This window comes from Halorubrum sp. Hd13, assembly GCF_002252755.1.
Taxonomy (GTDB): Archaea; Halobacteriota; Halobacteria; order Halobacteriales; family Haloferacaceae; genus Halorubrum.
In genome coordinates, this window is sequence record NZ_NHOY01000079.1 from 1 (window position 1) to 13,063 (window position 13,063).

General features: G+C 74.3%; 14 protein-coding genes. 12 read left to right on the forward strand and 2 right to left on the reverse strand.

Translation table 11 applies throughout. From position 1 onward, the window contains the following. The coding region (locus tag DJ81_RS10720) for an APC family permease (protein ID WP_141212574.1) at positions 1–792 on the reverse strand (792 nt) is incomplete at its 3' end. A 286-nt stretch (positions 793–1,078) separates the two neighbouring features. Between DJ81_RS10720 and DJ81_RS10725 the strand changes: the two genes are divergently transcribed. Next, the gene (locus DJ81_RS10725; protein WP_094589683.1) at positions 1,079–1,744 is read left to right on the forward strand and encodes a TrkA family potassium uptake protein; all 666 of its coding nucleotides are present in this window, start codon (positions 1,079–1,081) and stop codon (positions 1,742–1,744) included. Between the two features lie 38 nt (positions 1,745–1,782). Here the strand turns inward: DJ81_RS10725 and DJ81_RS10730 are convergent, their stop codons facing one another. Next, positions 1,783–2,232: a pyridoxamine 5'-phosphate oxidase family protein gene (locus DJ81_RS10730; RefSeq protein WP_094523296.1), complete on the reverse strand. Its 450-nt coding sequence runs from the start codon at positions 2,230–2,232 to the stop codon at positions 1,783–1,785. Between the two features lie 121 nt (positions 2,233–2,353). Between DJ81_RS10730 and DJ81_RS10735 the strand changes: the two genes are divergently transcribed. The 11 genes from DJ81_RS10735 (at position 2,354) to DJ81_RS10785 (ending at position 13,036) form a co-directional block, all read left to right on the forward strand. Further along, positions 2,354–2,740, forward strand: coding sequence for a nuclear transport factor 2 family protein (locus DJ81_RS10735; RefSeq protein WP_094589685.1), 387 nt, complete (start codon positions 2,354–2,356; stop codon positions 2,738–2,740). 118 nt (positions 2,741–2,858) lie between these two features. After that, the gene (locus DJ81_RS10740) at positions 2,859–3,992 is read left to right on the forward strand and encodes an ATP-binding protein (RefSeq protein ID WP_094581330.1); all 1,134 of its coding nucleotides are present in this window, start codon (positions 2,859–2,861) and stop codon (positions 3,990–3,992) included. A 137-nt stretch (positions 3,993–4,129) separates the two neighbouring features. After that, complete coding sequence (locus DJ81_RS10745) at positions 4,130–5,233, forward strand: nicotinate-nucleotide--dimethylbenzimidazole phosphoribosyltransferase (protein ID WP_094589687.1); 1,104 nt, start codon at positions 4,130–4,132, stop codon at positions 5,231–5,233. After that, positions 5,230–6,537, forward strand: coding sequence for a cobyrinic acid a,c-diamide synthase (locus DJ81_RS10750; RefSeq protein ID WP_094589689.1), 1,308 nt, complete (start codon positions 5,230–5,232; stop codon positions 6,535–6,537). Before DJ81_RS10745 ends, DJ81_RS10750 begins: the two co-directional genes overlap by 4 nt. Positions 6,538–6,542: 5 nt before the next feature. Continuing rightward, the gene (locus DJ81_RS10755) at positions 6,543–7,559 is read left to right on the forward strand and encodes a CobD/CbiB family cobalamin biosynthesis protein (protein WP_094589691.1); all 1,017 of its coding nucleotides are present in this window, start codon (positions 6,543–6,545) and stop codon (positions 7,557–7,559) included. Continuing rightward, positions 7,556–8,326 (forward strand): adenosylcobinamide-GDP ribazoletransferase, encoded by a 771-nt coding sequence (gene cobS / locus DJ81_RS10760; protein ID WP_094589693.1) that lies wholly within the window; start codon positions 7,556–7,558, stop codon positions 8,324–8,326. Before DJ81_RS10755 ends, cobS begins: the two co-directional genes overlap by 4 nt. Next, on the forward strand, positions 8,326–8,955 hold the full coding sequence (locus tag DJ81_RS10765) for an NTP transferase domain-containing protein (RefSeq protein ID WP_094589699.1): 630 nt from the start codon (positions 8,326–8,328) through the stop codon (positions 8,953–8,955). The genes cobS and DJ81_RS10765 overlap by 1 nt, the downstream gene beginning before the upstream one ends. Before the next feature lie 22 nt (positions 8,956–8,977). Continuing rightward, positions 8,978–10,114: an aminotransferase class I/II-fold pyridoxal phosphate-dependent enzyme gene (locus DJ81_RS10770; RefSeq protein ID WP_094589695.1), complete on the forward strand. Its 1,137-nt coding sequence runs from the start codon at positions 8,978–8,980 to the stop codon at positions 10,112–10,114. After that, positions 10,107–10,880 carry an adenosylcobinamide amidohydrolase gene (locus tag DJ81_RS10775; protein WP_094557865.1) on the forward strand — a complete coding sequence of 258 codons (774 nt, stop codon included), beginning with the start codon at positions 10,107–10,109 and terminating at the stop codon, positions 10,878–10,880. The genes DJ81_RS10770 and DJ81_RS10775 overlap by 8 nt, the downstream gene beginning before the upstream one ends. After that, the gene (locus DJ81_RS10780; protein WP_094523278.1) at positions 10,877–11,629 is read left to right on the forward strand and encodes a cob(I)yrinic acid a,c-diamide adenosyltransferase; all 753 of its coding nucleotides are present in this window, start codon (positions 10,877–10,879) and stop codon (positions 11,627–11,629) included. Before DJ81_RS10775 ends, DJ81_RS10780 begins: the two co-directional genes overlap by 4 nt. A 24-nt stretch (positions 11,630–11,653) precedes the next feature. Continuing rightward, positions 11,654–13,036: a cobyric acid synthase gene (locus DJ81_RS10785; RefSeq protein WP_094589697.1), complete on the forward strand. Its 1,383-nt coding sequence runs from the start codon at positions 11,654–11,656 to the stop codon at positions 13,034–13,036. Positions 13,037–13,063 lie beyond the last annotated feature (27 nt).

Genomic DNA, 13,063 nt, shown 5'->3' on the forward strand with positions numbered 1-13,063 from the left:
GACGGTGGCGCCGAGGCTGACGAAGATCGCCTTCGGGATGTTCTCGCGGGGGTTCTCGACCTCCTCGGTGACGGTGGTGATGAGGTCGTATCCCTCGAAGGCGATGAACGTCAGGCCCATCGCGGGGAGGATGCTGAAGGCGCCGGACCCCTCCGGGAACAGCGGGTCGAAGTTCTGGAAGGTGAAGCTCGTCTCTCCGCCGCCGCCGGCCGAGAGGAATCCGAACGCGACGAACACGACGAGGATGGACACCTTGACGATCGTGAACACCGTCTCGGCGCTGCCACTCGCGGCGGTCGACGCCGCGTTCATCGCCACGAGTCCGGCGACCGCCGCGAACGCGAGGAGGAACTTCGCCGGAACCCCCACTCCGAGCAGCGGGAGCACCACCGCACCGACCTCACTCGGCGGCGCGACCACGTCGTACACGTGGAGCAGTTCGAGGAAGTTCGGCGCGAACCCCAGCGCGTACAGGGCGCCGGCGATCATGTACGCGAACCAGAGCATCCACCCCATGATGAACGAGCCGAAGTCGTCGAATATCTCCCGCACGAACGCGTAGCCGCCTCCGCTCTTCGGGATCGCGGACGCCAGTTCCGCGTACGAGAGGCCGGTGAAGGCGGTCACGACCCCGTTCAACAGAAAGACGAGCAGCGCGGCCGGACCGGATATCTCGGCCGCGAGGCCCGTGAGGACGAAGATACCCGCGCCGATCATCGCGCCCATCCCGATCATCGTCGCGTCCAGCAGGCCCAGTTCGGCCTCCGGTTCCCGCTGGTCGTGACTGCTCACGAGGTCTCCACCCGAGTTCGGCGTCCGAGACCGGTCATCGCGCGGCTGTACCAATTACCACGACTGCACGTACATTAATCTAATCCCGACAAATTCCGTACGTTCTCTCCGGGAACGACAGGACGAACGTGGCTACGATGTGGATCCCGCAATAATATTAATTAAATAATATATACGTGCAGCGGGGGACGACTCCCGCGTGGGGTCCGGCGTTCGCGGGGGAACTCGCCGCGTCGCCTATTTAAACGGCGTAACCTACAATTACCTGCGCGCGGTAGCCCGGCGAATGAGCACGGATCTACGGGTCGTGATCGTCGGCGGTCAACACGTCGGGTATCACGCCGCGCGGCGTCTCTCCGACCGCGGCCACGACGTGGTCGTCGTCGAGAAGGACCGCGAGCGGGTGGAGTTCCTGAGCGAGCAGTACGACGCGACGGTCATCCACGGCGACGGCGGCCGGCGGTCGATCCTGCGACAGGCCGGCCTCGACCGGAGCGACGTCGTCGCGGCGCTCACCGGGTACGGCGCGATGACGAACATCGGCATCTGCGCGATGGCGACGGAGATCGAACCCGATATCGGGACCGTCGCGCGGATCGACCACGGCGACAAAGAGGAGTACGCCGGGCTCGTCGACCGCGTCGTCTATCCGGAGGAGCTGGCCGCACACGCCGCGACCAACGAGATCGTCCACGTCGCGGGCGGCGGCGTCCGGACGATCGAGGAGGTGACGGGGGACCTCACGCTGCTCGAACTCACCGTGGCGGCCGACGCGCCGGTCGCGGGCCGAGAGCTCCGCGACGTCGCCTTCCCGCGGGGAGCCGTCGTCGTCGCCGGGCGAGACAGCAATCAGCTTCCGGGCCCGGAGATGGTGCTGGAGCCCGGCTTCCGGTACGTGGTCGCCGTCAAGACCGATATCAGCGACGAGGTCGTGCGACTGCTCAGGGGCTGAGGCCGAGCCGCCCGTCTCGGTCGTCCGAGGCGGCGCGATCACTGCCGTCCGACGGCTCGACCCGAACGGTCGCGGGCCTCCAGCGCCCAGACGTTGGGTTCGTCCCGAAACTCGTGTTCGGTGAGATGCGTCGCCTGATACGCGTTGTCCGCCATCGCCTCGCGCGCCGCGTCCCACTCCTCGCTCGCGATGCGATCGATCGGGCCGGCGGCGATCACGCTTCGCCACGAGCCGTCGGGGGCGACGTCGAAGACGGCGAAGCTCGCGACGTCCGACTGCGCCGCGTAGGTCTCCTTTCGGAGTTCGCTGGTCCCGCCGAGAAAGACGAAGTAGAGGGTGCCGTCCCCGTCGTACCCGAACGACAGCGGAACGCCGTACGGCACGCCGTCGGCGCTCGTCGACAGCACGCCGACACCGGCCTCTGTCAGCAGATCGTCGATCGCGGCGTCGTCCATTTCGGTCCCCAGCAGCGCGTCGTACTGTGTCATGAGTTACCGACACACAGAGCTTTTATAAGAAGGCACACGAGGGTTCTCGGTCGATCGAAACGCGGGTCGAGAGCGACGACGTCCGAACGGGTTTTTCTCCGACGAATCCCAACCGATCGGTATGAACGCGCGCCGACGGATCGAGAGCTACTACGACGCGCTTCGCGCGGGCGAACCGCTCGGCCCGTACTTCGCGGAGTCCGGGTCCGGCGACGACGCGCTCGTGAAGTTCGGGATCTCCGAGCGCCTGGTCGGCGGCGACGAGATCCGCGCGGGGCTCCGGCGACAGACCGAGACGACGACCGACTGGGCGGTGACGAGTCGCGCGCTCCGCGTCACCGAGCGCGACCGCCGCGCGTGGTTCAGCGACGACGTGGCGATGGCCTGGACCGACGCGGAGACGGGCGACCGACGCGCGTTCGAGACGCGCTGGAGCGGCGCGCTCGAACGCCGGGACGGCGAGTGGCGCTTCGTCGGGATGCACGTGAGCACGGCCGACGAGCTGTGACCGGGCCGGCGGTCCGGCGGGCCCGCGTTCGACCGCGGCGGCGCCGATGTCGGAGATAGATATCAGCCGTGAGAACCTCGGGGGAACGGTCTTGTAGGATTCGACGATTTACCACCGTATGCATCTCTCCGAGTCGGCCAAGGCCCGCGTCGGGCTCTTTCTCATTCTTGGAATCGGCGTCGGGTTGGTCGCCCTCCACGTGGCGCACGCGGCGGGCGACCGGGAGAGCCTCCAGACGTTCCTGTCCGGGATCCTCATTCCGATGCTCTTCGGCCTCGGCGTCTTCGTCGGCGGTCTCTGGCTCCGGCGACGGGGGACGGACGGGAGACACGTGCTCCGCGTGGCGGGGTGGTGCGCGCTCGGCGCCGTCGCCCTGGCCGGCCAGACCGCCCTGATGACGGTGTACCAGCACGGGGAGGGCGTTGAGATGAGCCACCAGATCTACGTCTTCGTGAACGCCGCGTCGGGCGGCGCCGCGGTCGGGTTCGTCGTCGGCTTCTACGACAGCCGGCAGCGCGTCGCCCGGGAGACGTCGTCTCAGTTGAGCCGTCAGCTCGGCGTGCTCAACCGCGTGCTACGTCATGACATTCGAACGAACGCGAACCTGATCCACGGTCACGCCGAACTGCTCGCCGAGGACCTCGACGACGCCGAACGGGCGCGCATGGTCCAAGAGCAGTCGGCCGAGCTCGTGAAGATGGGGGACCAAGCGAGGGAGATCGAGCGTCTGTTACAGGAGGGCGACGTGGAGACCGAGCCCGTCGACGTCGCGTCGCTGGCCGAGACGAGCTGCGAGCAGGTCGCGCGGGAGCACCCGGAGGCGGACATCGACGTGTCGCTCCCCGACGAACTGGTCGTTCGGGCGCACCCGCTGGTGGAGTCAGCGCTGCGGAACGTGATCGAGAACGCCGTCGAACACAACGACAAGGAGACGCCGCGGGTCGCGATCGAGTCGCTCGACGGCGATCGACCGGGAACCGATCTCGTCGGCGTTCGAATCGCCGACAACGGCCCGGGTATCCCCGCCGGCGAGCGCGAGGTCTTCGAGCGAGGGTACGAGACGCCGCTCGAACACGCGAGCGGTCTCGGACTGTGGCTCGTCAACTGGATCGTCAGCGAGTCCGGCGGTCGGATCCGGTTCGAGGAGAACGAGCCGGAGGGGAGCGTGATCCGCCTGCGGTTCGAGCGGCCGCGGGCGGCCCGGTCGGACCGAGCGTCGAGCGCCCCGGCCGCCGGCGGGACCCCGTCCTGAGCGACGGGCGCTCGGTCGACGCCCCCGTCGGTAGCCGATCGATTAAAGTCGACTTGTGCTAACCAACCGCTAGTGGTCATCATCGACACCGCGACCGGCACAGGGGTTCGACCGGCGGGAGCCGCGGGGTGCGCCGCGTGAGCGACCCGACCCTCGTCGTCGTCGCGGGCGCGACCGAGACGGCCGCGATCGACGGTATCAGCGCCGCGGGCGCCGACCCGACGCTCCGGCGGCACACGCCCAGCGCCGACCTGGAGATCGTCGCCGACGGTCGACCCGGGCCCGACTCGCCGGTGCCGGTCAGCCCGTCCGGCTGCCCGACGCCCGCGGTCGTCACCCGGGCGGTCCGGGAGCTGGTCGGCGTCGACTTCGTCGGCGTCGACGCCGGCCTCGCCGTGCCGACCGCGCCGGCGGGGGCGGCCGTCCGCGACGCCGACGCGACGCCCGGCGGCGACGTCCGGACCGCCGAGCCCGTGCCGGACGCGGCGGCGGTCTTCGAGCGGGCGCGCGGGCTGGCGGGGACGATCGCCGGCGTGGGCGGAGACGGAAACGGAGACGGAGCTGGCGGCGCCGCCGCGGACGGCGGCGGCGACCCCGCCGAGCTCCTCGTCGCCGAGACGGTCCCCGGCGGCACGACGACCGCACTCGGCGTCCTGACCGCGCTCGGCGAGCGCCCGGTCGTCTCCTCGTCGCTGGCGGCGAACCCGCTGGCGCGGAAGCGCGCGGTCGTCGAGGAGGGACTGGCCGCGAGCGGCCTCGACCCGGGCGACGCCGCGGGCGACCCCCTCGACGCGGTCCGGCTGATGGGCGACCCCGTGCTCGCGGCGGCGGCCGGCCTCGTCGTCGGCGCGGCCGAACGCGGGATCGACGTGACGCTGGCGGGCGGCACCCAGCTGGCGACGGTCGCCGCGCTGGCGCGGCACGCGGGGATCGAGCGGCGGCTCCCGCTGGCGACGACCGCGTTCGTCGCCGACGACCCGACGGCGGACGTCGCGGCGCTCGCCGACGACCTCGACCTGGCGCTGACCGCGACCGACCCCGGCTTCGACGCGAGCGACCGCCCGGCGATGCGGGCGTACGCCCGCGGCGAGGCGAAGGAGGGCGTCGGGATGGGCGGCGCGCTGGCGCTCGCCGACCGCGCGGGCGTCTCGGATATCGCCCTGCGCGAGCGCGTCGCCGCCGTGACCGACCGACTGCTCGCCGAGCGCGACGGCGAATCGACCGCGGAGGGTGCGCCGTGAAGGGCGTCGTCCTCGGCGGCGTCGCCTCCGGCGTCGGCAAGACCGTCGCGACGCTCGCGGCGATCCGCGCGCTCGACGGTGCGGGGCACGCTGTCCAGCCGGCGAAGGCCGGCCCCGACTTCATCGACCCGAGCCACCACGAGCGCGTCGCGGGACGCTCCTCGCGCACGCTCGACCTGTGGCTGCAGGGCGAAGGCGGGCTCCGTCGGAACTACGCCCGCGGCGAGGGCGACGTCTGCGTCGTCGAGGGCGTGATGGGACTGTACGACGGCGACGGGTCGAGCACGGCCGCCGTCGCCGAGGCGCTCGACCTGCCGGTCGCCCTCGTCGTCGACGCGAGCGCGGGGATGGAGAGCGTCGCCGCGACCGCGCTCGGCTTCCGGGCGTACGCCGAGCGCGCCGGCCGCGACGTCGACGTCGCGGGGGTGATCGCCCAGCGCGCACACGGCGGGCGTCACGCCGACGGGATCAGCGAGGCGCTCCCGGACGAGCTGACCTACCTCGGACGGATCCCGCCGAACGACGACCTGGAGGTCCCCGAGCGACACCTCGGGCTCCACATGGGCGACGAGTCGCCGGTCCCCGACGACGCGCTCGACGCGGCCGCGGAGGGGCTCCGGACCGAGCGGCTGCTCGATGTCGCGCGGGAGCCGGCGGGAGTCGTCGAACCGAGCGAGAGGGCGGCACCGCCCGGCGACCGCCCCCGCGTCGCGGTCGCCCGCGACGAGGCCTTCCGGTTCGCGTACCCGGCGACGGTCGAGCGCCTGCGCGAGCGGGCGACCGTCGAGCCGTTCGCGCCGGTCGCGGGCGACCCACTCCCGCCCTGCGACGGCGTCTACCTCCCCGGCGGCTACCCGGAACTGCACGCCGCGGAACTCGCGGAGGGCCCGGCGCTCGCCGATATCGCGGCCGCGGCCGCGGAGGGAGTCCCCGTGCTCGGCGAGTGCGGCGGGCTGATGGCGCTCGCCGAGTCGTTAACGACCGTCGAGGGCGAGACGCACGCGATGGCGGGCGTCCTCCCGGCCGACGTGGCGATGCGAGACCGCTATCAGGCGCTCGACCACGTCGAACTGCGGGCGCGGCGGGACGCGCCGACCGCATCGGCGGGCGACGCCCTCCGGGGCCACGAGTTCCACTACTCCAACGCCGACGTCGCTGGCGACGCCAGGTTCGCCTTCGACGTGGAGCGCGGGACCGGGATCGACGGGGAGCACGACGGCCTGACCGAACACCGAACGCTCGGAACGTACTGTCACGTCCACCCGGAGAGCGGGGCGTTCGACGCGTTCCTCGACGGGCTCTGACCGCGATGTCGCTCTCCGCGCCCCTCGGCGTCGCCGTCGTCTTCCCAGCCCTCGCCGCGCTGGCGATCGCGGTCGCGCTCGACCTCGCGGTCGCGGAGCCGCCGGGCCGGGTCCACCCGGTCGCGCTGTTCGGCTCGGTCGTCGAACCGGTCGACCGGTCGTGGTCGCGCCCGCGGCCGGTCGGCGTCGCGGCCGCGGTCGGCCTCCCGCTCCTCGCCGCGGTCGTCGGGGGCGGGGCCGTGTGGGCCGCCGCCGCCGTCCTCCCCGTTCTCGGCGTCCCGGTCGCCGGCGCGCTCCTCTTCCCGCTCGTCAGCCTCCGGATGCTCCGCGAGGTCACCGCGGAGGTGGTCGCGCTGACCGAGAGCGATCCGGAGGCGGCCCGCGAGTCGATCCGGGCGCTCGTGGGGCGCGACGCGACCGACCTCTCGCCGGCGGCGCTCCGGAGCGCGGCGGTCGAGAGCGCGGCCGAGAACCTCGCCGACGGGTTCGTCGCGCCGCTCGCGGGGTTCGCGGGCGGCGCGACGGTCGGGCTGGCGGTCGCCCCGGCGTCGGCCCTCCCGCTCGCCGCGGGGGTCGCCGGCGCGGCGTGGGTGAAGGCCGTGAACACGCTCGACTCGATGCTCGGCTACCGGTCGAAGCCGGTCGGCCGGGCGAGCGCCCGGCTCGACGACGCCGTCATGTACCTCCCGGCCCGCGCGGCCGCGGCCTGTCTCGCTATCGCGGCCGGGTCGGTCGGGACGCTCTCGCGGGCCCGCTCGTGGGCGCGGGAGCCGGGATCGCCCAACTCCGGGTGGCCGATGGCGACCGCCGCGGCCGCGCTCGACGTGCGGCTGGCGAAGCCGGGTCACTACGCGCTCAATCCGGCCGCCGCGTCGCCGAGCGTCGCCGACGCGGAGCGGGCGGTCCGGCTCGTCGGCGTCGCCGGCGGCGTCGCCGTCGCGGGGGCGACGGGGTGGCTGCTCGCGGTCGGGTGGCTGCTTCCGAGCGACGGCCTCCTCTCCTCCGCGGGGGTGGTCGGATGACCGCGGCCGCGCTCCGGGGCGCGCTCGGCTTCCTCACGCGGGTGCCGGTCGGTCGGAGCGAGGCGGCGTGGGAGGCGTTCTCGGGGGCGCCGTGGACGCTCCCGGTCGTCGGCTACCTCGTCGGCGCGCTCGTCGCGCTCCCCCTGCTCGCGCCCGCACCCGCGCCGACGGTCGCGCTGGCGTTCCCCCTCGCCGTCTACGCCGTGACCGGGATCACCCACCTCGACGGGGTCGCCGACCTCGGCGACGCGGCGGTCGTCCACGGCGGTCCCGCGGAGCGCCGAGAGGTCCTGAAAGACTCCGCGCTCGGCGTCGGCGGGACGGTCGCGCTCGTCGCCGTCGTCCTCGGGCTGGCGACCGCCGCGCTCGGGCTGGTCGGGGCGTCCGGGGCACCGGGTGCGGGCGGACCGCTCGTCGCCGCCGGAATCGTCGTCGCCGCCGAGGTGGGCGCGAAGGCCGCGACCGCGGCGCTCGTCTGCGTCGGCGACGCGGCCCACGAGGGGCTCGGGTCCGCGCTCGCGGACGGGGTCGGCCCCGGGGCGGCGCTCCCCGTCCTCGCGCTCGCCGCGCCCGCCGCGCTCCTCGCGTGGCCGCGGGTCCTCCCGGGGGTCGCCGCGCTCCTCGCCGCGCTGGCGACGGCGGCGCTGCTCCGCCGGTGGTCCCGGCGGCGGCTCGGCGGCGTCTCCGGCGACGTGCTGGGCGCGACGAACGAACTCGCGCGGGTCGCCGCGCTGCACGCGGGGGTGATCGCGTGGACGCGCTTCTGATGTGCGGCGGCCGCGGCACCCGCCTCGGCGGCGAGGCGGAGAAACCCCTGACTCCGGTCGCGGGGCGGCCGATGGTCGACCGGGCGCTCGACGCGCTCGCCGAGAGCCGCGTCGAGGCGGTGCACGCGGTCGTCTCGCCGCACGCGCCGGCGACGCGCGCGCATCTCGCCGACGAGCGCCCGGGACTCCGCGTGATCGACGCGCCGGGCGACGGCTACGTCGCCGACCTGCAGTACGCGATGGAGTCGGTCGGGCCGGGCGGAGCGCCCCTCCTGACCGTCGCCGCCGACCTCCCGCTCGTGGACGCCGCGGCCGTGAACGGCGCGATCGACGCCGCCAGAGCCGCCGGCGACGACGACGCGCCGGCGTCGCTCACCGTCTGCGTCCCGGCGTCGCGGAAGCGGGAGCTCGGCGTCAGCGCCGACGCGGCGACCGAGGTCGACGGCCGCGAGGTCGTCCCCGCGGGGATCAACGTCGTCGGGGGGAGCGGCGGGACCGGAAGCGACGACGAGAGCGCCGACGCCGCCGTCCACGTCACCGAGGACGCGCGGCTCGCCGTCAACGTCAACTACCCGTCGGACGTGCGGGTCGCCGAGCGGCTCCTCGCTGACGGGGAGGCCGACACGTGACCGACGCACCGAGACCGAACTCATGAACCTCGACACCGCGGCCGACCTCGACCGCGCGCCCCACGGGAGCAGCGACGACCCCGACCTGCTGGACTTCTCGGCGAACACCAACCCCGAGGTGCCCGAGGGCGTCGAGGCGGTCTACCGCGAGGCGTTCGCCGACGCCCGGTCGTACCCCGCGGAGCCGCCGGCGGCGTTCCGCGAGGCCGCGGCCGGCTACGTCGGCTGCGACCCCGAGGCCGTGATCCCGGCGCCCGGCGGGCTCGCCGCGATCCGCGCGGCGGTCGCGCTCGCGGTCGACCCGGGCGACACCGCCCTCGTCCCGGCGCCGAGCTTCGGCGAGTACGCCCGCGAAGTCCGGCTGGAGGGCGGCGAACCCGCGTTCGTCTCGGCGGCCGAGGTCCTCGACGCCGACCCGAGCGACCACGCGCTCGCCGTCGTCTGTACCCCGAACAACCCGACCGGGGACGCGTACGACCGCGCGGCGCTGGAGCGGTTCGCGGCGCGGTGCCGCGAGGCCGACACGCTCCTGCTCGTCGACGAGGCGTTCCTCGGGTTCACGGACCTCCCGTCGCTCGCGGGGACGGAGGGGGTCGTCGTCGCCCGGTCGCTGACGAAGCTGTTCGGCCTCCCCGGGATCCGGACCGGGTTCGCGGTCGCGACCGGCGAGGTCGGCGCGGCGCTGTCGAACGCCCGCCGCCCGTGGAACCTGAGCGCCTCGGCGCTCGCGACCGGCGCGTACTGCATGCGGCGGGAGGAGTTTATAATCGAGACCCGCGAGCGCGTCCGCACCGAGCGGGCCCGGCTGCGCGAGGCGCTCGCCGAGCGCTACGACGTCTCCCCCTCGGACGCGCCGTTCCTGCTGGTCGATGTGGGGGCGACCGGTCGGTCGGCCGAGGCGGTCGTCGCGACGGCCCGCGAGCGTGGGGTGGCGGTCCGGGACGCGACCACCTTCCGCGGCCTCGACTCGCACGTCAGGGTCGCGGTGCGCCGGCCGGCCGAGAACGACCGGCTGCTGGCGGCGCTGGGCGTCGGCGACGCGGAGACGGCCGACGCGGCGGCGACCGACGACACGGCCGACGCGGCGGCGACCGACGACACGGCCGACGCGGCGGCGACCGACGACACGACGACCGATCCGGAGGGCGACGATGTTTGAGGCGACCGTGCGCGACGGCGTCCTCCGCCTCCGACGCCCGGGGACGCGCTGGCTCTCGACCGGGTGGAACGGCGGGCGGTCGCGGACGGACGCCGCGTACAACGTCACCGTTCCCGAGGGGTTCGAGCGCACCGACCTCGGCGCGTACCGCGACGAGCGGCTGGCGCGGGCGGGGTTCGAAACCGAGGACGACGCGAGACGGGACGGCGAGAGCGACGCGGGGCGCGACGGCGACCCGCCGACCCTGTTCACCGGCGTCGCGATGGAGCACGCCCGCGCCGCGCGCCGCGGGCCGGTCGTCGCGTACGCGACCGTCGGGCTCTCGAACCCGGCGATGCTCCCGATGGACCCGGAGGGAGAGCCCGGGGACGGCGCTCGGGAGCGCGAGCCCGAGGCGGCGACCGAGGACCGCCCGCGACCCGGCACGGTCAACCTGATCGTCGGGACCACCCGGCGGCTCGCGCCCGGCGCCGCCGCGAACCTCGTCTCCGTCGCGGCCGAGGCGAAGGCGGCGACCCTGCTCGCGACCGCGGGCGTGCCGGGCACGACGAGCGACGCGGTCGCGGTCGCCGACGACCCGAACGGGGAGCCGGCGGCGTTCTCGGGCAGCGCCACGCCGGTCGGCGCGGCGGCCCGCGCCTGCGTCCGGGACGCGGTGCGCGCGAGCCTGCGGTCGCGGTACCCGGACGGCGACCTGCCCGGTCCGGCCGGCGACGCCGAACACGGCGTCGTCGCCGACGAGCGGGCGGAGGTCTTCGACCCATGACACACGACGACACAGACACCGACGGCGACGCGGACGTATCGACCGACGAGGAACCGACCGACGGCGACGAATCGGCGGCCGAGCACCCGGCGTCCCGGACTCCCGGCGGCGGCACGGCCCCCGAACCGGAGCCGATCGAGCCGGCCGCGCCCGAGGAGTTCGGGCTCGTGCAGGCCTGGTGGGGCGACGGGAAGGGGAAGACGACGGCGGCGATGGGGATGGGGTTCCGGGCCGCGGGGCACGGCTACCGCGTCCACATGCTCCAGCTCATGAAGGGGGGCGCGGACAGCGTCGAGGGCGTCAGGGGCGAGTACAACGCGATCGCCGCGATGCCGGGGTTCACATACGAGAACGCCGGCCACTACGGCTGGCACGGACTGCTCGACGGCTCCGCGGACGGCGAGCACGAGGCGAAGGCCGCTGCCGCCTTCGAGCGCGCCGAGGCGCTCGTCGCCGGCGCCGCCGACGCGGACCTGACGGCGCCGCTCCCGCTCGACGGCGACCCCGACGACGGGGTCCACATGCTGATCGTCGACGAGCTGCTGTACGCGGCCGACCGCGGCCTCGTCGACCCTGGGGACGTGGTCGCGCTCGCGGAGTCGAAGCCGGACGGGCTCGAGCTCGTCCTCACCGGGAGCCACGCGGAGCCGGCGTACCTGGACGGCGTCGCCGACCTGATCACGAACGTCCGGAAAGTGGCGCACCCCTTCGACGCGGGACACCGGGCGCGGCGGGGGACGGAGTACTGACGTGACCGCCGACTTCCGACCCGGATGACCGACCCCGACGCCGAGACGGTCCTGATCGCCGGCACGGCGAGCCACGCCGGCAAGAGCACGCTGGCGGCCGGGCTCTGCCGGCACCTCGCGCGGAACGGGGTCTCGGTGGCGCCGTACAAGGCGCAGAACATGAGCAACAACGCCCGGGTCGCCTTGGCGCCGGACGGCGAGTGGGGCGAGATCGGCGTCTCCCAGCACGTGCAGGCCCGGGCCGCCCGGGTCCCGGCGACGACCGACATGAACCCCGTGCTGCTCAAGCCGCGCGGCGACGGCGAGAGCCAGCTGATCGTCGACGGCGAGGCGGTCGGCCACTACGCGGCCGGCGAGTACTACGAGTCGCACTGGGAGGCCGCCCGCGAGGCGGCGGTCGCGGCGCACCGCCGACTGGCGGCCGACCACGACGTGGTCGTCGCGGAGGGGGCGGGCAGCATCGCCGAGATCAACCTCCACGACCGGGACCTCGCGAACGTCGAGTGCGCCCGCTTCGCCGACGCCAGAATCGTGATCGCGGTCGACATCGAGCGCGGCGGCGCCTTCGCGAGCCTCTACGGCACCCTCGAACTCCTGCCGGACGACGTCCGCGAGCGCGTCGTCGGCGCGGTCATCACGAAGTTCCGCGGCGACCCCGCCCTCTTAGAGCCCGGCATCGCCGAGATCGAGGACCGGACGGGCGTCCCGATCGTCGGCGTGGTCCCGCACGACGACCCCGGCCTCCCCGCGGAGGACAGTCTCTCCCTCCCCGATCGGACCGAGGGTCGAGACGGCGGTGAGCCCGGCGTCCTCGGGGCCGACGACGGGGTCGCCGACGGCGACGCGGTCCGGATCGCCGTCCCGCGGCTCCCGCGGATCTCGAACTTCACCGACCTGGAGCCGCTGGCGCGCGAGCCGGGGGTTCGGGTGGCGTACGTCCCGCTCGACGCCTCCCGCGGCGGGACCGGCTCCCCCCTCGACGGCGCCGACGCGGTCGTCCTCCCCGGCTCGAAGAACACCGTCGACGACCTGCTCGTGCTCCGCGACGCCGGCTTCGACGACGCGCTCCGCGGGTTCGCGGGCCCGATCGTCGGCCTCTGCGGCGGCTACCAGGTTCTCGGCGAGCGGCTGACGAACGCCGGGGTCGAGGGGACCGGGGAGCGGACCGAGGTCGAGGGGGCCGGCGTCCTCCCGGTCGAGACGCGCTTCGAGACGGAGAAGCGCGTGGAGCGCGTGACGCGGTCGGTCGAGGGGGTCGGTCCGCTCGCGGGCGCCGCGGGGACCGCGACCGGCTACGAGATCCACATGGGCCGGTCGACGCCGACCGCGTCGGTCGCCTCCCCGCTGGGCCCGGAGAGCGCGGCGACCGACGCGGTCGGCGTCGACCGGCCCATGTGGATCTCGTAGCCGGTCGCGGTCCCCGCGGCGCCCGCG

Bases quoted from the DNA above. Each gene is read 5' to 3' on its own strand.
- DJ81_RS10785 (WP_094589697.1), top strand. From the start codon at position 11,654: ATGACCGACCCCGACGCCGAGACGGTCCTGATCGCCGGCACGGCGAGC.
- cobS (WP_094589693.1), top strand. From the start codon at position 7,556: ATGACCGCGGCCGCGCTCCGGGGCGCGCTCGGCTTCCTCACGCGGGTG.
- DJ81_RS10765 (WP_094589699.1), top strand. From the start codon at position 8,326: ATGTGCGGCGGCCGCGGCACCCGCCTCGGCGGCGAGGCGGAGAAACCC.
- DJ81_RS10740 (WP_094581330.1), top strand. From the start codon at position 2,859: ATGCATCTCTCCGAGTCGGCCAAGGCCCGCGTCGGGCTCTTTCTCATT.
- DJ81_RS10725 (WP_094589683.1), top strand. From the start codon at position 1,079: ATGAGCACGGATCTACGGGTCGTGATCGTCGGCGGTCAACACGTCGGG.
- DJ81_RS10755 (WP_094589691.1), top strand. From the start codon at position 6,543: ATGTCGCTCTCCGCGCCCCTCGGCGTCGCCGTCGTCTTCCCAGCCCTC.
- DJ81_RS10730 (WP_094523296.1), bottom strand. From the start codon at position 2,232: ATGACACAGTACGACGCGCTGCTGGGGACCGAAATGGACGACGCCGCG.
- DJ81_RS10770 (WP_094589695.1), top strand. From the start codon at position 8,978: ATGAACCTCGACACCGCGGCCGACCTCGACCGCGCGCCCCACGGGAGC.
- DJ81_RS10735 (WP_094589685.1), top strand. From the start codon at position 2,354: ATGAACGCGCGCCGACGGATCGAGAGCTACTACGACGCGCTTCGCGCG.
- DJ81_RS10775 (WP_094557865.1), top strand. From the start codon at position 10,107: ATGTTTGAGGCGACCGTGCGCGACGGCGTCCTCCGCCTCCGACGCCCG.
- DJ81_RS10780 (WP_094523278.1), top strand. From the start codon at position 10,877: ATGACACACGACGACACAGACACCGACGGCGACGCGGACGTATCGACC.